Below are 17,182 nucleotides of genomic sequence, written 5' to 3' on the forward strand. Positions count from 1 at the left end.
CCCGTCTGTTTTTTTTATCAATTAATTTTTTTTATTTATTTCGTGGGGGGGGGTCAGTTTTTTCCGCCCCACTTTCCCTCCCCCGAAGACTGTCATCCACCTCAATTAAACAGGCACTTACGAATCTAGTTTTCTCATGTAAAACCCTAGCCACTGCAAATTTGCCTTGCAGTCGATGGGCATTTCGCGTTTACTGCATGCACAATATTGCATGAATAGCCACCCCCGTTGTGCATAGAGGTGGTTTGCTTCATCGACGCCGGTCACCGGTCGTCGAAGGGGCTCGGCCTCGGTGCCGCTTGCGTCGGTCATAAAAAGATTCCAAAGAACCCTCCGCGTTTCGACGGAGGGCGGATTCGTTATGGAGACACCCGCATGCGACACATCGACGTACACCATCTGGCCGACGAAGCGCGCTTCAATGGCTATCACGGACGCATCCTGCTCTGGTGCGCCCTCATCATCATCTTCGACGGCTACGACCTCGCGGTGGCGGGCATTGCGCTGCCATCGATCATGAAAGCGATGAACGTCGACGCGACCAGCGCCGGCTTCATGGTCAGCGCGGCCCTGTTCGGCATGATGTTCGGCGCGATCGTGATGGGCATGGTGGCCGACAGCATCGGCCGTCGCAAAGCCATCGCCATCTGCGTGCTGATGTTCTCGCTCTTCACCGCGGCCGCCGGCCTCACACACGAGCCCATCAGCTTCTCGGTTACGCGCTTTCTCGCCGGTGTCGGCATCGGCGGCGTGATGCCCATCGTCGTTGCGCAGATGACGGAATACTCGCCGCGTCGACTGCGTGGCACGCTCGTCACGCTGATGTTCTCGGGCTACTCGGTGGGCGGCATGCTGGCCGCACTGCTCGGCAAGGGCCTGATCGAATCGTATGGCTGGCAATCGGTGTTTCTCGCTGCGGGTCTGCCTGCGTTGCTCGTGCCGTTCGCGATGCGCGCGTTGCCCGAATCGATGCCGTTCCTGATCCGCACCGGCCGCCTCGACGCCCTGAGACAAGTGCTCGGCCGTCTCGCGCCGGACTACGTCGCGCAATCGGGTGATCAGTTCGCACTGCCAAGCGCTGATCGCAAACAGGCTGCCCCGCTCTCGCGTCTGTTTCAGGACGGTCGCGGTTTCAGCACGGTCATGCTGTGGGTGGCGTTCTTCATGTGCCTGTTCATGGTGTATGCGCTCAGCTCGTGGCTCGCGAAGCTCATGGCAAGTGCCGGTTACAGCCTGGGCTCCGCGCTCACGTTCGTGCTCGTGCTGAACTTCGGTGCGATGCTCGGCGCGATCGGCGGCGGCTGGCTCGCGGATCGCTTCAACATCAAGTACGTGCTCGTGGGCATGTACGCGCTCGCCGCCGTGTCGATCACGCTACTCGGCGTGAAGGTGCCGGCGCCGGTGCTGTTCGTGCTCGTCGGACTCGCGGGCGCGTCGACCATCGGCACGCAGATCGTGACGTACGCCTACGCCGGTCAGTTCTACCCGATGGCCGCACGCGGCACGGGCATCGGCTGGGCCTCGGGCGTGGGTCGCAGCGGCGCGATTCTCGCGCCGATCGTGATCGGTATCCTCGTGAGCATGTCGCTGCCGTTGCAGCAAAACTTTATGGCGATCGCCATTCCCGCCGTCATCGCCGTGATTGCCGTGTTGCTCATCGACCACAAGAAATCGGCGTCGGTGCAGCAGCAGGCCGCAGCGCAGTCAAAAAACCATTCCGCAGGATTGGCGAACGGCGCGGGAGAACCGGCTTGATCTCGCGCGTCAAGCACGCCCGATAGCGGCATTCGGGCGTGCAGGCATGACGGCACAGCGGCGTGCCGTCATGCGAGAATGCGCGCCGCAGCGGTCACGGGAACGACTGCGGCTTTCGGTGCAGCACACGTCGGCGCAGGGGCACAACAATGATTGCCCGACGCGTACGCGGTACACGAAAAAATCATTCAACCCGAGCGCCTCGGGCGCCGTTATCCAGATATCCGTCCCAACGGACGATCTGGGGAAGACCAACATGCCGCGTCTCGCTTTGCTGAGTGCTCTGGTGCTGGCCGCCGTTTGCGCGCCCGCCTTCGCTGCTACCCCCGACGACGTCAACGTCGTTCAACTCTCCACCCGCCAGACCATCGCCACCGACGCGGTCTTCAACGGCCGCTCGGGCACCGTTGCCACGCTCGGCGCCGATGCGCTGCGCGACGCTCACGGCAGCTTCGGCGTGAACGTTGCTGCGGGCGCTCTCAACGTCCAGTCGAATCAGATCGTGCTGGCCAACGCGTCGAACATTTCCGTCGATACCCGTCAGACGATTCGCAATGCGGCGACGGTGACGGGCGCAATGAACGCCTCGCTCGGCGATCGTGCCCTGATGGGCGCGGCGGGCAACATCGGTGTGAATGTGGCGGCAGGCGTCGCCAACGCACAGGCGAACGCGCTGGCGATTCATTGAGATGTCGTGAGGCGCCGACCTCGCGCCTCGCGCCGGGAAGCATGCGGCAAGGCATCGCGTCGACGATGTCGTCGTGCGAAGCATCTGTCGTCCCGAGTGCCGGCGTCGACGTAAGTCGACTACCCTCTCACGACACTGCGAAACGCCGCTGACAGGGCGATCAACGCATCGTGCTCACGCCCCGCTTTGACACGCGTGTGCAGCAGCACGGGCAGCCGGGGTATTTCTGGCAGTCCGAGTTTCGCGCCGACGTCGAGCGCGCCGAAGGGCAACATCCGGGGCGCCATCGCCGCGACGCCGAGGCCCGCCATGACGGCGGCTGCTACCGACGGGATGCCGCCACCGACGAAGACCTCGCGCCACGGTATCGAGGCGGCATCGAGCAATCGCGCCGCCATCGCCCGCACACCGCACGGCTCAGCGAGCGTGGCCACCGGTAACGGTTCGTCCGCCCGGTGTTGCCAGTGGGGCGCCGCGAACCAGCCGAGGCTTTCTTCGGCAAGCACTTCGCCGTCGACCCGACCGGCATGCAAGCGCACGATCACCGTATCCAGCTCGCGCCGGTCGAAGCTCTGCAACAGATCGCCCGACGACGCAATCCGCACTTCGATCATCAACTCCGGATCCTGTGCGTTCATTCGCGCGATCAGCGCGGGAAGTTCAGGCCCGGCCACGTGATCGCTCACGCCGATCGTCAGCCGCTGCCGGGCGCCCGCAAACGCGCCGAGCGCGCGATCATGCGCATCGAGCAGCTCGCGGGCATGTTCGAGAAAGGTCACCCCGTTTGCGGAAAGCTCCACGTACCGGGGCGTGCGTTCGACGAGCCGAAGACCCAGCCGGTCTTCGAGTCGCTTCAACTTCAGACTGACGGCGGCTTGCGTCGTCTGCATGGCCTCTGCGGCACGCGTGAAGCTGCCTAACTCGGCAACACAGACGAAGGCTTTGACGGCATCGAGGTCGAGAGGGCGCTCAATCATTTCAGGCGCTTATTTTTGAAATAATCATCAATAAGCAAAAAGCATAGTTAAGATGAAATGAATCCACAAGGGGGGAGAACCCACGATGCCATTCGTCAACATTGCATTGCGCTCCGGCAAGCCGGAGGCTTATCGCCAGGCCATCTTCGACGGTGTCTACAACGCCCTGCGCGAGACGTTCAACGTGCCGGACGACGACCAGTTCATGGTGCTGACCGAGCACGACGCCGCCAACTTCCGCTACGGCAAGTCGTATCTCGACGTCAGTCGAAGCGATGATCTCGTGTTCATCCAGATCACCGCCAACAACACGCGCACCGTGGAACAGAAGAAGGCGCTGTTTCAACGCATCGTCGCGTTGCTAGCCGAGAACCCCGGCATTCGGAAGGAAGACGTGTTCGTGAACCTCGTCGAGGTCGTGAAGGAGAACTGGTCGCTAGGCAATGGGGTGGCGCACTACGCCTGAGTGGATTCGATACGCAAGTGTTGCCAACGGAGGGCACATCGGCGCCCCTCACTCAAGCTCGACGCTAGCCCTGCGCCGGCTTCACCGACTCGCTCTTGAAGGAGGTTCCGCCGCCGTCAGTGTCGGGAGTAAAGGTCATGTCGACGTCGACCATCTGCCCGCAGACCCGGAACGTCCAACGCTCACGCCAGACGCCCTTGAGTGTCCTGCCGCCTTCGACAACGTCGTGAGGCTGCTGCGTCACTTTCATGTCGAAGGCCTCCACCTTGCGGCAACCGGACTGTCCCGACTTGGCGAGCGCAGTCGTGACGGCTGACATCACCGCCTCCTGAACCAGCACGGGACCGCCGCGCGGACTGCCCGGATAGAACGGCGTCGGTGCCGGATTGCCGCCATTGGCGTCGGCAACGAATACCGCGTTGTAGGTCTTGGCGTCTCCACAGCGGGCCAGTTGATAACGCGTGAGCCAAACACCCGATCTCGGGTTCTGTTCGCCGTCGGGGAACGTCACTGGCTTGAGCAGCACCGCGCCGACGGGCTTCACCTGATACTTCGATTTGCAGTCCGTTTGCAGATTGAATTTCTTGTCCTCCTCAACGCCGAGCTGGTACATCACCAGCATCGCCCGCTCGGAAAACACATACTGCATCGCCTTTTCGCTTTTCACTAATTCGGAGGTCGAACTTACCGTCGTGTCGGCATATACGGGCGGCGTGAACATAGCAACGAACGACATGACAGCGGCGGGCGTGATTCGAATCATCTTGTGCATCGCTGACTCCCCCTTGCGTGGTCACTTACATGAGTTTGACTTCGCGCGTTACTTCACGCCTTCGAGACAGGCGGGCGACAGCGAGGTCCTGACCCGCTGTGCAAACGTCGACCACTTACACGCCTTGGCGTCCGGCCCATCGTTGCAATCGGCCATGGACAGCGTTTCGCGTTTAGCGGGCTCATCCAGTGAAAGCGCCGTGAGATGACGCAACTGATGCATCGACTGATACACGATCTCCACACGAACGAAAGGCTCGCCCGCCGGATTGCGCCACAGCGAAAAGACCAGCGCGCCATCGGGCGGCGTATTGTCCGGCTGATCGGTCAGGCGCCAGTCGAGCTTCAGCATGCCGGCGAGGTTGGCGATGTTCGTGTCGTGCCCCGTGAGAACGTAGACACGGTTGCCGACAGGCAATGTCGGTCCGCGTACCGGGGCAGGCGGCGGTGCACCGGCCGTCTCGGCGCGCGTGAGCGCATTGAGCACCGTCGCCAATAGCGGCGTGCCGTTCGTCGTCGCAAGGTACGGCGTTTTGTTCAGCAGATCGCGCTGCGCGTTGTGGGCTTCGAGCAGCAGCGCCCAGTCCTTGTCGTCACGAATGCGCCCCCATGCGACCGCGTTATCCGGCAACCCCTCGCCGTACTGCAACAGGAAGACTTCCGACGCCTTCGCAGCACTGCCGAGTGCGCCGCGCAGCGTCACGCCGCTGCCGTCGCCCTCCACACGCAGGCGCGTTGGCACATCCTCCAGCTTGCAGTCACCCGATGCGCCGCACGCCGGACTGTGCGCGTAGTCCAGCACCTCGCCCACGCGCGCGATCGTTGCGGCGTAGCGCTTGTTGAGGCCCGCCACGCCGTCGGGCGCCAGACGCGCGTCGATGGCGCCGCGTGCCGCGCCCGGATCCAGCGAACAGTCGCCCGCCGCCACCGGCTGGAACACGGCATCGTAAGTCGTGAGATCGGCCTGATGCGAGGTTCGCATGTCGCATCCCGGCGCAATCCCCTGCAACAACGCATTGCCCGACTCGCGCGTGCGCTGATCGATATCGGCCCAGCCGTACACGGTGCCCGGCGCCGGACACGCGTTATCGGGCAGCACCCGGCGCGCGCGCAGCCAGTCGCCGTAGTACCGTCCCATGCGCTCGGCGAGCGAACCGCCGCGCGCCGTCAGATAGCCCGCAGGCACCGGCCAGCCGGGCCACGCATCGGGGCTCAGTTTGTCTAACGGGGGATGGGCATGCGTCGGGGAACGAACGCCGTGACGACTGACGATCACCGTCGAGACAAGTGTCCAGTCTGCGGGCATGCCGTCGATGCGAGCCGCCGACTCAGGCGGTTTTGCCGGACCCCCCGGCGGCGGGGCTGACGTCGTACAGGCGCTCAGCACACCGGCGATGATCAGCGCGGCAACGCCTGTGCGCCATGGCATGCGCCGCTGCACGATGGCGGGAAGCGTCAGGGGGCCGTCATGCACTCGACGGCCCTCCGGCCCATCGGCAAAGCGAACGGAATCACGAGTCATCACACGATTCGGGGCAGCAGTCATGGCGGCAGGTCGGGGTGACGGGGACGGCGTTGGCGTCCATCTTACCGTGCGTCCCGTGACGCGACCGCACACGGCTCGCGAGCGTGGCGGAAATACGTCGATTTCGGGATCCGACGCATTCACATCGGCATCTGCACCGGAATCCGCGACCGCCGATCAGTTGCCCCTATCGTCCACCCGGTCCACCCGGTCCATCCGGGCCACCCGCTCCATCCGCCCCACCGCGCCGAATCGCCACGACAGCCGATGCGCCGCCGCGCGCAAGGCCTGTGATGCCTCTGCGTCGAACGCTGTCTCGAAGCTGCCCGTCGACCCCATCAGCGCAAGCACCAGCGTGACCTCGCCCGTGTGATCGAACACCGGCACGGCGATGGTATCGATGCCGGGGACCGGATTGCTCAGCGCCGTGTCGAAACGTTGATCGCGAATCGTCGACAACCGGGCGATGTAATCCGCAGGCGGCTTCACCGTGCACGCATCGTCGCTGGATTCAGTGCTGGATTCAGCCCCCAAGCCCGCCATGCGCACCGGCTCCTGCGCGAGCAGGCCGTCGAGCACCGGCTCGGGCAGGAAAGCCGCGAAGGTGCGTCCGATGGCCGTGTTCACCAGCGAAAGCACCGTACCGATGCGCAAGCTCACGTGCTGCGGACGCATCGCCTCTTCCAGCCGAACGACGGTCGGCCCGACAGGCCCGAGCACCGCCATGGCCGCCGACAACCCGGTCGCCTGCGCGAGCGCGAGTATTTCCGGCTCGGCCTCCCCGGTGGGCGAGAGACGTTGCAACGCCATCAGCCCGAGCGCCAGACTCAGACCACCCGCTTCGAAATTGCCACTCGCATCGCGCGACAGCAAGCCCGCGCGCTGCAAACTCACCAGATGCGGATGCGCCTTTGCCGGCGCCATGCCGGCTTCGCGTGCGAGTGCGTTGAGCGGCAACGGACGCCCTGCCGTCACCAACGCTTCGAGCAAGATACCCGTGCTCTCCAGCGCCTGAATGCCGCGCTGCGGTTTCGCGGTCGTGCTCATGACACCGACTCCACGCGCTCGCCCAAGGCATCGATCTGCGACGCGATCGCAGCCGCCGTCGCCCGCAGGTTGCCAGCCGCCGCACCGTCCCATGCGACATCGAGCGCCGCCGTCGGACCGATGGCGGTGAGCGCCAGTCGAAGACGTCCGCTCGCATCGAACACCGGGGCGCACAGACTGCTGACCGACGGACTCGGCGCGTTCACGCTGCGCGACATGCCGTGTTCACGCGTCTCGTCGAGCAGCGTGTCGAAACGCCTGCACTCGTCGGCCATCCCGACCGAATCGGGCATCTGTTCGTGCCATGCCTGCGGCCATCGATCCCTCGGCGTGAAGGCGCAGAACGCGCGGCCGGTCGACGTCGTCGTGAGCGACATCACCGAGCCCACGTGCAGGTTCACATGCAACGGAAACGCCGCGCGCTCGACGTGCACGACCACCGGCCCTTGCGGTGCGCTGGTGCAGATCGCGACACAGAAACCCGTTTCGCGGGCGAACGTCACCACGCGGGGCACCGCAGCGCGATAGGCCGAATCGTTTTCGAGATGCAGCAGCGCGAGACGCAACGTCATCGGGCCCGGGGCGTAATCCCCCGACATCGGATCGCGCTTGAGCAGGCCGAGCCGCGTCAGGCTCACCAGATACGGATGCGCCTGCGCCGGCGGCAGACCCGCAAGCGATGCCAGATCACCCGGCCCCAGCGGGCGGCGCGCCTGTGCCAGCGCCTGAAGCACTCGCGCCGCGACATCCACGCTTTGTACGCCGCGCGAGCCACGGCCCGGCTGGCCAGATTCGGACTGGCTTGCGGCATCGGCCGCGCCGTCCATCGGAATTCGGTTCATGCAGTCTTGGGAGACAGGCTCCCTCGGAAAAATGGCCTAGATTTTAAACAAGTCGGCGCGCAGGCTCTCGCCTATTCACCCAACGTCGCCGGGTAAACCCGCGTTTAACCCGTGCTTAACCCGCGATGAAAACGTCCCGCGATGGCTCACGCCGCAACATTAGCAAATAACAATAAGATTTGTCATTGACAAATATTCTGGGCGTTTCGTAAGATGCCCTCATCCAGCAGCACCATCCCCGCAGACGAGATAAGAGAGAGACAAGCATGGCCAAAGCATTCGCCTCGCAAGCCGACCTGGAAGCCAAGAAGGTCACGTTCACCCAACTGTCGGAAAACACCTGGGCGTACACCGCCGAGGGCGATCCGAACTCCGGCGTCATCATCGGCGACGACGGCGTGATGATCGTCGACACGACGGCCACGCCCGCCATGGCGCAGGACCTGATCGCCAAGATCCGCACGATCACCGACAAGCCGATCAAGTACGTGGTGCTCTCGCACTATCACGCCGTGCGTGTGCTCGGCGCATCGGCCTACTTCGAAGAAGGCGCGCAGCAGATCATCGCCAGCCGTGGCACGTACGAGATGATCGTCGAGCGCGGCGAAGCCGACATGAAGTCGGAAATCGAGCGCTTTCCGCGTTTGTTCGCAGGTGTCGAGACGGTGCCGGGCCTCACGTGGCCGACGCTCGTCTTCGAGAAGGAAATGACGCTGTTCCTCGGCAAGCTCGAAGTGAAGATCGCGCACCTCGGCTCGGGTCACACGAAGGGCGACACCGTGGTGTGGGTGCCGTCGCAAAAGGTGCTGTTCTCGGGCGATCTCGTCGAATACGACGCCGCCTGCTACACCGGCGACGCCCAACTGGCCGAGTGGCCCGCCACGCTCGACGCGCTCGGTGCACTCGGCGCCGAGAAGCTGGTGCCGGGACGCGGTCCGGCACTCGTGACGCCTGAAGAAGTCGCCAAGGGCCTCGCCTACACCAAGGACTTCGTGACGACGCTGTTCGAAGCCGGCAAGCAGGCCGTCGAACAGAAGCTCGACCTCAAGGGCGCGATGGCGCTCACGCGCAGCAAGATGGATCCGAAGTTCGGGCACGTGTTCATCTACGAACACTGCCTGCCGTTCGACGTGACGCGCGCATTCGATGAAGCGGCCGGCATCACGCATCCGCGCATCTGGACGGCACAGCGCGACAAGGAAATGTGGGCCGCCCTGCAAGACTGACAGGACTGAGTTCGTTGGCACGAACCCCGGCGCGAGCCCGAATGCCGCGCCGCACACGATAAGCACCAAGCCAAAGCAGAAGTAGAAAAACGTCACCCGCCGGCGCGCAACCGCCGGTGCGGTGCCGACGATGGAGACTTTGCATGAGCAGCATCGATTACCAGCGCCTCACGTTCGACTATCGGCCGTGCGCGGAACAGTCCGACAACGGCGCGAACGCGGTACATCCGGTCATCGTGGTCGGCGCCGGCCCGATCGGCCTCGCCACGGCCATCGACCTCGCGCAGCAAGGCGTGTCCGTGATCGTTCTCGACGATGACTGCACGCTCTCGACCGGCTCGCGCGCCATCTGTTTCGCCAAGCGCACGCTCGATATCTTCGACCGCCTCGGCTGCGGCGAGCGCATGGTGGAAAAAGGCGTGCGGTGGAATGTCGGCCGCGTGTTCCTGCGCGATCAGGAGGTCTACAACTTCGATCTGCTGCCCGAAGCGGGGCACCATCGTCCGGCCTTCATCAACCTCCAGCAGTATTACGTCGAAGGCTATCTGTTCGAGCGCGCACGCGAGTTGCCGAACATCGAGATCCGCTGGAAGAACAAGGTCGTCGGTCTCACGCAGCAGGGCACGCCCGGTACGCCGGACGCCAGCGTCACCCTCACCGTCGAGACGCCGGACGGCGAATACCGGACGACCGCACGCTATGTGGTCGCCGCCGACGGTTCGCGCAGCCCCGTGCGCAAGCTCATCGGGGTGGACAGCCACGGACGCACGTTCAAGGATCGTTTCCTGATCGCCGACGTGAAGATGACGGCGGACTTCCCTGCCGAGCGCTGGTTCTGGTTCGACCCGCCGTTCCATCCGAATCAGTCGGTCCTGCTGCATCGCCAGCCGGACGATGTCTGGCGTATCGACTTCCAGTTGGGATGGGACGCCGATCCCGTCGCCGAGAAAGCCCCCGAGCGCGTGATTCCCCGCGTGCAGGCACTGCTCGGCCCTGACGCCAAATTCACGCTGGAGTGGGTCAGCGTCTACACGTTCGCCTGTCTGCGCATGGACGACTTCCGCCACGGCCACGTGCTGTTCGCCGGGGATTCCGCGCACGGCGTGTCGCCTTTCGGCGCACGCGGCGCGAACAGCGGCGTGCAGGATGCAGAGAATCTCGCGTGGAAACTCGCGCTCGTGCTCGCGGGCCACGCGCCCGACGCCCTGCTTGACACCTACGCCCGTGAACGCGAATACGCGGCCGACGAAAACATCCGCAACTCGACACGCTCGACCGATTTCATCACGCCGAAGAGCCCGGTGTCGCGCGTGTTCCGCGACGCGGTGCTCACCCTCGCCCGCGACCATGCGTTTGCGCGTCAGTTGGTCAACAGCGGACGGTTGTCCGTGCCCGCCGTGCTGCAAGAGTCGACGTTGAACACCGCTGAATGCGACACGTTCGCCGGGCGCATGACGCCGGGGGCCGCGTGCGTCGATGCACCGCTCTCGCGTCACGCGCAGGCAGGCTGGCTCTTGCCCCGCCTGGGCGGACGCTTCGTCGCGCTGGTGTTCGGCTCGCCGTCGTCGCTCGATGCGTCGGTGCTTGCTTCTCTTGAAGCGCTTGCCGGCGACAACGTGCCCGTCGTGCCGGTGTTCGTCACGCCAGATGCCGAGGCTGCACTCGACGCGCATGACACACACAGCGTCTGGCACGACTCGGAAGGGCTGGCCGCACAGCGCTATGACGCCGCACCCGGCACGGTGTATCTGATTCGTCCCGATCAGCACGTCTGCGCACGCTGGCGCAAGGTTGACGCGAGCGCGATTGCTGCGGCCCGCGAACGCGCGTTGGGTCGCACGGCGCCGCAAATGGCACCGCTGCAATGCGCGGCATGACGAGAGATAGCACGGCGATGCGTCGGTCCTCGTGACCGATCACGCGACAAATCGCAAGCATTTGGCAGGAAGGAGACACTTCATGGCACTGGATACCCAACCGCGTCTGACGCGCCCCGACGATTTCTACGAAGCGCTGATCGACATGCATCGCGATCTCGACGATGCACAGAGTCAGGCCGCCAACGCCCAACTGATTCTTTTGCTCGCCAATCAGGTCGGCGACCACGACACATTGCTCTCGGCGCTACGTCTCGCACGCGCCGGGGCGCTCGGTCAGCGGGACACCGCTGCGCAGTAAGCTGCCAGTGAAGCGAAAGGGGCGCCCCAAATGGAGCGCCCCTTTTTCGTTGACGCTGTCGGTGTCGCCGCGGTGACGGCCATGACAACGTCCGCCACTGGCAGACGTTACACCACCACCATCTGCGAAATCTTTTGCGCAGCCTGTTGCAGCGGCGCGAGAAACTTCGCCTCCATCTCGGCGGCAGACGTCCGGTTGGCCTGACCGCTCACGTTCATCGCTGCGATCACCTGACCAGCGCGATTGCGGATCGGCGCGGCAATCGAAATCAACCCTTCCTCCAGTTCCTGATCGACCAGCGCCCATCCCTTCGCGCGTACGTCGAGGATGCGCGCGCGCAGCGTGTCGATGTCCGTGACGGTGCGCCCGGTGTGCTGACGTAACTCGGCGCGACGCAGCACGGCGTCGAGTTCGGCGTCGGGCAGCGCCGAGAGCATCACGCGTCCCATCGACGTGCACCACGCCGGCAGACGACTGCCGATCGACAGGTTGATCGACATCACCTTGCGCACCGGCACACGCAACACATAGACGATATCGTCGCCATCGAGCACCGAGGCCGAACTGCTCTCCTGCACCTGCTGCACCAGCGCTTCCATGAACGGTTCGGCCAGATTCCACAGCGGCATCGACGTCAGATACGAGAAACCGAGGTCGAGGATGCGCGGCGTGAGACGGAACAGCCGCCCTTCGCTGCGCACGTAACCCAGTGCTTCGAGCGTAAGCAGAATGCGGCGTGCACCGGCGCGCGTGAGACCGGAGGCTTGCGCCACCTCGGAGAGCGTCTGCGCCGGACGTGCCGCATTGAATGCCTTGACCACGGCCAGCCCGCGCGCAAACGACTGCACGTAGGAGTCCCCCGGCTTCTTGTCAGCCGGGTCGGTCGGTTCGTTGGGGTCGGCAGGGCCGGTCGTGGGAGAGGTCATGTATCAGAGGGTTGGCAATCTTCGCGTGAACGGCAAGCGTAAAGGATTTGCGTCGCCTGTTCTACCGCACGAGACAGGCAATCTCACGGCGTGCACATCCGCCGGTCTCCGGGACGCCCCTCGCTTGACGCCCGACAAGGGAACGCTTACGCTGTTCTTATAGCGAATATTTGTTCGCTATAAGAACATTGTGAACCGAACGATGCCGCCGGACAAGACGCCATCGCCCGGGAGACAGGCAGCAGGGCGCGGGTATCCGCCCGCGACCCCATGGAAATGATGGAATTGCCCAGGAGGCACGTGTGATCAACAAGATTTACGACTCGCTCGCCAGCGCGGTCGCGGACGTTCACGACGGCGCGACGATCATGATTGGCGGCTTCGGTAACGCCGGGATGCCGTCGGCCCTGATCGACGCCCTGATCGAACAGGGCGCGCGCGAGCTGACCATCGTCAACAACAACGCCGGTAACGGCGAAACGGGTCTGGCCGCACTCCTCAAGGCCGGGCGCGTGCGCAAGATCATCTGTTCGTTCCCGCGCCAGACCGACTCGCAGGTGTTCGACGGTCTTTACCGCTCGGGCAAGATCGAGCTGGAACTGGTGCCGCAGGGCAACCTCGCCGAGCGCATTCGCGCGGCCGGCGCCGGCATCGGCGGCTTCTTCACCCCGACCGGCTTCGGCACGCTGCTGGCCGAAGGCAAGGAAACGCGCGTGATCGACGGCAAGTCGTACGTACTCGAATCGCCGATTCACGCCGACTTCGCACTCATCAAGGCGCTCAAGGGCGACCGCTGGGGCAACCTCGTGTATCGCAAGACCGCCCGCAACTTCGGCCCGATCATGGCCACGGCGGCCAAGTGCGCCATCGTTCAGGTGGACGAAGTCGTCGAACTCGGCGACCTCGATCCGGAAGCCGTGGTCACGCCCGGCATCTTCGTGCAGCGCGTTGTCGCGGTCCCAAGCGCGGCGCGCGCCTGATCCCCATCTGAACCGGAGCAAGACATGAACCGACTGACCCGCGACCAGATGGCCGCCCGTGTTGCCCAGGACATTCCTGACGGCGCTTATGTGAACCTCGGCATCGGCCTGCCCACGGCCGTCGCCAATCATCTGCCCGCCGAGAAGGAGATCATTCTCCAGAGCGAGAACGGCGTGATCGGCATGGGCCCGGCCCCCGCCAAGGGCGAAGAGGACGAAGACCTCATCAACGCCGGCAAGCAACCCGTCACGCTCAAACCGGGCGGCGCGTTCTTTCACCACGCCGACTCGTTCGCGATGATGCGCGGCGGCCACCTCGACTTCTGCGTGCTCGGCGCGTTCCAGGTCTCGAAGACCGGCGACCTCGCCAACTGGCACACCGGCGCACCCGATGCGATTCCGGCCGTCGGCGGCGCGATGGACCTCGCGAGCGGTGCCAAGCAGGTCTTCGTGATGATGGAACATCAGACCAAGCAAGGCGAAAGCAAGATCGTCGAGCAGTGCACGTATCCGCTCACGGGTGTGGGATGCGTGACGCGCATCTACACCGACCTCGCGGTGATCGACGTGACGTCCGATGGACTGCGTGTCATCGACATGGTCGAGGGGCTGTCGTTCGACGAACTGCAACGCCTGAGCGGTGTGGCGCTACTTAATGGAGTAAACCAATGAGTGAAGTCTTTATCTGCGACGCAATCCGCACCCCCATCGGTCGCTACGGCGGCGCGCTGTCGTCGGTGCGTGCCGACGATCTCGGCGCCATCCCCCTCAAGGCGCTCATGGCGCGCAACGCCAACGTCGACTGGACACAAGTGGCCGACGTGATCTACGGCTGCGCCAATCAGGCCGGTGAAGACAACCGTAACGTCGCGCGCATGTCGTCGCTGCTGGCGGGCCTGCCGCAAGACGTGCCGGGCGCGACGATCAACCGCCTGTGCGGCTCGGGGATGGACGCCATCGGCACGGCGGCGCGCGCGATCAAGGCGGGCGAAGCGGGCCTGATGATCGCCGGCGGCGTGGAGAGCATGAGCCGTGCCCCGTTCGTGATGGGCAAGGCGGCGAGCGCGTTTTCGCGTCAGGCGGAGATTTACGACACGACCATCGGCTGGCGCTTCGTCAATCCGCTGATGAAAGCGCAGTACGGTGTGGATTCGATGCCCGAGACGGGCGAGAACGTGGCGACCGACTTCAGCATCGGCCGTGAAGATCAGGATCGCTTTGCGGTGCGCTCGCAGGAGAAGGCCGCGCGCGCTCAGGCGAACGGCACGCTGGCCGAGGAAATCACGCCGGTGTCCATCGCCCAGAAGAAGGGCGAAGCGATCATTGTGGATCGCGATGAACATCCGCGTGCGACGAGCATGGAAGCGCTCGCCAGACTCAAGGGCGTGGTACGCCCTGATGGCACCGTGACCGCCGGTAACGCTTCTGGCGTCAACGACGGCGCCTGCGCACTGCTGCTGGCAGACGAGGCGAGTGCGGCGCGCTTCGGCCTGACGCCGCGTGCCCGGGTACTGGGCATGGCGACGGCAGGGGTGGCACCGCGCATCATGGGCATCGGTCCGGCTCCCGCAACGCAAAAACTGCTCGCGCGGCTCGGTATGTCGCTCGATCAGTTCGACGTCATCGAACTCAACGAAGCGTTTGCGAGCCAGGGCCTGGCCGTGTTGCGACAACTCGGTGTGGCCGACGACGATCTGCGCGTCAATCCGAACGGTGGCGCCATTGCGTTGGGCCATCCGCTCGGCATGAGCGGCGCACGTCTGGTCACGACGGCGATGTATCAGCTCAAGCGCACGGGTGGACGCTTCGCGCTGTGTACGATGTGCATTGGGGTCGGCCAGGGCATCGCTATCGCCATCGAAGCGGTGTAAGACAACCTCACCGCCGATGTTTCAGGGCCGGGAGCGCACGCGAGATCCGGTAAGTCTCGCCACGCCGCTCCCGACGTCTCATCCGCACGATCAGTGCCGGGTGGGGCGTCTCTGCCCTAGGTCTCCTTCAGTCCTTCCTGTCGTTCTCTGACGTTCGCGCGGCTCAGACGGCCTTCGCGACGTCGCGCATCACTGCGTCGAAGAACGTGGCTTGTGCCTCGGCATCACTACGACCGTAAGCGCGGTTGATGCCGCTGATCACGGCGCGAATCGAAGCCGTCGTCAGGTTGACATCGATGCCCACGCCGAAAGCGCTGCCCACGATGGTCTCCCCCGACATTTCCGCAATCGCGATGGCGCGTGCATCGGCACCTTGCGTCAGCGCGCGTTCCTCGTAGTGCTGCACGCGAACCGGGGTGCGCATGGCGTTCATCAGCGCGTCGAGTGGACCATTGCCGGCGCCCGACACCGTCGTGCGCTGACCGTGGATGTCGATCGTCACGGCGATGTGCTGACGGCCGTCGCGCTCCGAGAGCGTGTGACCGACGTACGCGACCGGCTCGCTCGCCGACACGTACTCGCTCTGGAACAGTTCCCAGATCTGCGAGGCGCTCACTTCCGCGCCCGTCTCATCGGTGTGACGCTGCACTGCCGAGCTGAAATCGACTTGCAGGCGACGCGGCATCTGCACGCCATAGGCCTGCTCCAGCAAGTACGCGATACCGCCCTTGCCCGACTGGCTGTTCACGCGAATGATCGAGTCGTACGTGCGGCCGAGGTCGCTCGGGTCGATGGGCAGATACGGGACTTCCCAGATGGCATCCGGCTTCTGCACGGCGAAGCCCTTCTTGATGGCGTCCTGATGCGAACCCGAGAACGCGGTGAACACGAGGTCGCCGACATACGGATGACGCGGGTGCACCGGCAACTGCGTGCATTCTTCCGACGTGCGGGCGATCTCGTTGATGTTCGAGAAGTCGAGGCCCGGGTCGACACCTTGCGTGTACAGATTCAGACCGAGCGTGACGAGATCGACGTTACCGGTGCGCTCGCCGTTGCCGAACAGGCAACCTTCGATGCGGTCGGCACCGGCCATCACGGCCAGCTCGGCGGCGGCCACGGCCGTGCCGCGGTCGTTGTGCGGGTGCACGGAGAGAATCAGCGAATCGCGACGCGCGAGGTTGCGGTGCATCCACTCGATCTGGTCGGCATAGTAGTTCGGCGTGCCGATTTCGACGGTCGCAGGCAAGTTGACGATGCTCTTGCGCTCGGGCGTCGGCTGCCATACGTCGAAGACGGCGTCGCAAACTTCCTTGGCGAATTCGAGCTCGGTGCCGGTGAACGTCTCGGGACTGTACTGCAACGTCCAATGCGTTTCCGGGGCGGCGTCAGCGCAGCGCTTGATCGTTTTCGCCGCCGACACGGCCAGCGCCTTCACGCCCGGCTGGTCGAGGTTGAACACGATGCGACGGAATTCCGGCGCGGTGGCGTTGTAGAGGTGGACGATGGCGCGCGGGGCGCCCTTGAGGGCAGCGAACGTACGCTCGATGAGGTCGTCGCGGGCTTGCGTGAGCACTTCGATGGTGACGTCGTCGGGGATGTGCCCGCCTTCGATCAGCTCACGCACGAAGTTGAAATCGGTGTCGGAGGCCGACGGGAACGCCACTTCGATTTCCTTGAAACCGATCGCCACGAGCGTCTTGAACATGCGCATCTTGCGCTGTGCGTCCATCGGCTCGAAGAGCGCCTGATTGCCGTCGCGCAGATCGGTGCTCATCCAGATCGGAGCACGCGTGATGGTGCGGCCCGGCCACTGTCGGTCGGGGATGTTGACCGGGGTGAACGGGCGGTACTTCGTAGCAGGGTTCTTCAACATGGCGGTGTCTCGATTGTCAGCAAAAGTGTCAACCGGACGACGCACAGACGCAGA

The 17,182-nt window shown here is 64.4% G+C and carries 16 protein-coding genes; 9 read left to right on the top strand and 7 right to left on the bottom strand.

All coding sequences use genetic code 11. The features are described 5' to 3' along the window. Window positions 1–375 precede the first annotated feature (375 nt). Together C5N93_RS14210 and C5N93_RS14215 are read left to right on the top strand one after the other, a co-directional pair. The gene (locus C5N93_RS14210) at window positions 376–1,755 is read left to right on the top strand and encodes an MFS transporter (protein WP_242559771.1); all 1,380 of its coding nucleotides are present in this window, start codon (window positions 376–378) and stop codon (window positions 1,753–1,755) included. Window positions 1,756–2,011: 256 nt separating this feature from the next. Further along, window positions 2,012–2,443 carry a hypothetical protein gene (locus tag C5N93_RS14215; protein ID WP_242559772.1) on the top strand — a complete coding sequence of 144 codons (432 nt, stop codon included), beginning with the start codon at window positions 2,012–2,014 and terminating at the stop codon, window positions 2,441–2,443. A gap of 119 nt (window positions 2,444–2,562) precedes the next feature. Here the strand turns inward: C5N93_RS14215 and C5N93_RS14220 are convergent, their stop codons facing one another. Next, window positions 2,563–3,420, bottom strand: a complete 858-nt coding sequence (locus tag C5N93_RS14220; RefSeq protein WP_242559773.1) for a LysR family transcriptional regulator — start codon at window positions 3,418–3,420, stop codon at window positions 2,563–2,565. A gap of 85 nt (window positions 3,421–3,505) precedes the next feature. On the opposite strand from C5N93_RS14220, the gene C5N93_RS14225 reads away from it, so the two are divergent. Continuing rightward, window positions 3,506–3,886, top strand: coding sequence for a tautomerase family protein (locus tag C5N93_RS14225; RefSeq protein WP_242559774.1), 381 nt, complete (start codon window positions 3,506–3,508; stop codon window positions 3,884–3,886). 64 nt (window positions 3,887–3,950) lie between these two features. On the opposite strand, the gene C5N93_RS14230 is transcribed toward C5N93_RS14225, so the two are convergent. From C5N93_RS14230 to C5N93_RS14245, 4 genes are all read right to left on the bottom strand, one after another. Continuing rightward, on the bottom strand, window positions 3,951–4,658 hold the full coding sequence (locus C5N93_RS14230) for a hypothetical protein (RefSeq protein WP_242559775.1): 708 nt from the start codon (window positions 4,656–4,658) through the stop codon (window positions 3,951–3,953). 48 nt (window positions 4,659–4,706) lie between these two features. Beyond that, a complete protein-coding gene (locus C5N93_RS14235) occupies window positions 4,707–6,086 on the bottom strand; it encodes a histidine-type phosphatase (protein ID WP_242559776.1) in 1,380 nt (459 codons plus the stop codon). 273 nt (window positions 6,087–6,359) lie between these two features. After that, window positions 6,360–7,229, bottom strand: coding sequence for an IclR family transcriptional regulator (locus C5N93_RS14240; RefSeq protein WP_242559777.1), 870 nt, complete (start codon window positions 7,227–7,229; stop codon window positions 6,360–6,362). Next, the gene (locus C5N93_RS14245; protein ID WP_242559778.1) at window positions 7,226–8,071 is read right to left on the bottom strand and encodes an IclR family transcriptional regulator; all 846 of its coding nucleotides are present in this window, start codon (window positions 8,069–8,071) and stop codon (window positions 7,226–7,228) included. The genes C5N93_RS14240 and C5N93_RS14245 overlap by 4 nt, the downstream gene beginning before the upstream one ends. A 266-nt stretch (window positions 8,072–8,337) precedes the next feature. Here C5N93_RS14245 and C5N93_RS14250 point away from each other — a divergent pair, with 266 nt between their 5' ends. The 3 genes from C5N93_RS14250 to C5N93_RS14260 all read left to right on the top strand — a co-directional run bounded on the left by C5N93_RS14250 (window position 8,338) and on the right by C5N93_RS14260 (window position 11,475). Beyond that, the gene (locus C5N93_RS14250; protein WP_069340161.1) at window positions 8,338–9,297 is read left to right on the top strand and encodes an MBL fold metallo-hydrolase; all 960 of its coding nucleotides are present in this window, start codon (window positions 8,338–8,340) and stop codon (window positions 9,295–9,297) included. A gap of 143 nt (window positions 9,298–9,440) precedes the next feature. Further along, entirely contained in the window at window positions 9,441–11,174 is a 1,734-nt protein-coding gene (locus tag C5N93_RS14255; RefSeq protein WP_242559779.1) for an FAD-dependent oxidoreductase, read from the top strand. Between the two features lie 82 nt (window positions 11,175–11,256). Beyond that, window positions 11,257–11,475 (top strand): DUF2783 domain-containing protein, encoded by a 219-nt coding sequence (locus C5N93_RS14260; protein WP_069340163.1) that lies wholly within the window; start codon window positions 11,257–11,259, stop codon window positions 11,473–11,475. Window positions 11,476–11,582: 107 nt separating this feature from the next. Here the strand turns inward: C5N93_RS14260 and C5N93_RS14265 are convergent, their stop codons facing one another. Then, window positions 11,583–12,401: an IclR family transcriptional regulator gene (locus tag C5N93_RS14265; RefSeq protein WP_242559780.1), complete on the bottom strand. Its 819-nt coding sequence runs from the start codon at window positions 12,399–12,401 to the stop codon at window positions 11,583–11,585. A 302-nt stretch (window positions 12,402–12,703) separates the two neighbouring features. Here C5N93_RS14265 and C5N93_RS14270 point away from each other — a divergent pair, with 302 nt between their 5' ends. From C5N93_RS14270 to pcaF, 3 genes are read left to right on the top strand one after another with little or no spacing between them, the layout of a single operon-like run. After that, entirely contained in the window at window positions 12,704–13,381 is a 678-nt protein-coding gene (locus C5N93_RS14270) for a 3-oxoacid CoA-transferase subunit A (RefSeq protein ID WP_150721940.1), read from the top strand. 24 nt (window positions 13,382–13,405) lie between these two features. Then, window positions 13,406–14,053, top strand: a complete 648-nt coding sequence (locus C5N93_RS14275; RefSeq protein WP_242559781.1) for a 3-oxoacid CoA-transferase subunit B — start codon at window positions 13,406–13,408, stop codon at window positions 14,051–14,053. Then, window positions 14,050–15,252 carry a 3-oxoadipyl-CoA thiolase gene (gene pcaF / locus C5N93_RS14280; RefSeq protein WP_242559782.1) on the top strand — a complete coding sequence of 401 codons (1,203 nt, stop codon included), beginning with the start codon at window positions 14,050–14,052 and terminating at the stop codon, window positions 15,250–15,252. The genes C5N93_RS14275 and pcaF overlap by 4 nt, the downstream gene beginning before the upstream one ends. A 163-nt stretch (window positions 15,253–15,415) precedes the next feature. Here pcaF and leuA read toward each other — a convergent pair whose 3' ends face one another. Further along, window positions 15,416–17,128, bottom strand: coding sequence for a 2-isopropylmalate synthase (gene leuA, locus C5N93_RS14285; protein WP_242559783.1), 1,713 nt, complete (start codon window positions 17,126–17,128; stop codon window positions 15,416–15,418). Between the last annotated feature and the right edge of the window lie 54 nt (window positions 17,129–17,182).

The organism is Pandoraea sp. LA3 (assembly GCF_022696215.1).
GTDB classification, from domain to species: Bacteria; Pseudomonadota; Gammaproteobacteria; order Burkholderiales; family Burkholderiaceae; genus Pandoraea; species Pandoraea capi.

Bases quoted from the DNA above. Each gene is read 5' to 3' on its own strand.
- C5N93_RS14260 (WP_069340163.1), top strand. From the start codon at position 11,257: ATGGCACTGGATACCCAACCGCGTCTGACGCGCCCCGACGATTTCTAC.
- C5N93_RS14275 (WP_242559781.1), top strand. From the start codon at position 13,406: ATGAACCGACTGACCCGCGACCAGATGGCCGCCCGTGTTGCCCAGGAC.
- C5N93_RS14240 (WP_242559777.1), bottom strand. From the start codon at position 7,229: ATGAGCACGACCGCGAAACCGCAGCGCGGCATTCAGGCGCTGGAGAGC.
- pcaF (WP_242559782.1), top strand. From the start codon at position 14,050: ATGAGTGAAGTCTTTATCTGCGACGCAATCCGCACCCCCATCGGTCGC.
- C5N93_RS14265 (WP_242559780.1), bottom strand. From the start codon at position 12,401: ATGACCTCTCCCACGACCGGCCCTGCCGACCCCAACGAACCGACCGAC.
- C5N93_RS14255 (WP_242559779.1), top strand. From the start codon at position 9,441: ATGAGCAGCATCGATTACCAGCGCCTCACGTTCGACTATCGGCCGTGC.
- C5N93_RS14225 (WP_242559774.1), top strand. From the start codon at position 3,506: ATGCCATTCGTCAACATTGCATTGCGCTCCGGCAAGCCGGAGGCTTAT.
- C5N93_RS14215 (WP_242559772.1), top strand. From the start codon at position 2,012: ATGCCGCGTCTCGCTTTGCTGAGTGCTCTGGTGCTGGCCGCCGTTTGC.
- C5N93_RS14250 (WP_069340161.1), top strand. From the start codon at position 8,338: ATGGCCAAAGCATTCGCCTCGCAAGCCGACCTGGAAGCCAAGAAGGTC.
- C5N93_RS14210 (WP_242559771.1), top strand. From the start codon at position 376: ATGCGACACATCGACGTACACCATCTGGCCGACGAAGCGCGCTTCAAT.
- C5N93_RS14235 (WP_242559776.1), bottom strand. From the start codon at position 6,086: ATGCCATGGCGCACAGGCGTTGCCGCGCTGATCATCGCCGGTGTGCTG.
- C5N93_RS14245 (WP_242559778.1), bottom strand. From the start codon at position 8,071: ATGAACCGAATTCCGATGGACGGCGCGGCCGATGCCGCAAGCCAGTCC.
- leuA (WP_242559783.1), bottom strand. From the start codon at position 17,128: ATGTTGAAGAACCCTGCTACGAAGTACCGCCCGTTCACCCCGGTCAAC.
- C5N93_RS14220 (WP_242559773.1), bottom strand. From the start codon at position 3,420: ATGATTGAGCGCCCTCTCGACCTCGATGCCGTCAAAGCCTTCGTCTGT.
- C5N93_RS14230 (WP_242559775.1), bottom strand. From the start codon at position 4,658: ATGCACAAGATGATTCGAATCACGCCCGCCGCTGTCATGTCGTTCGTT.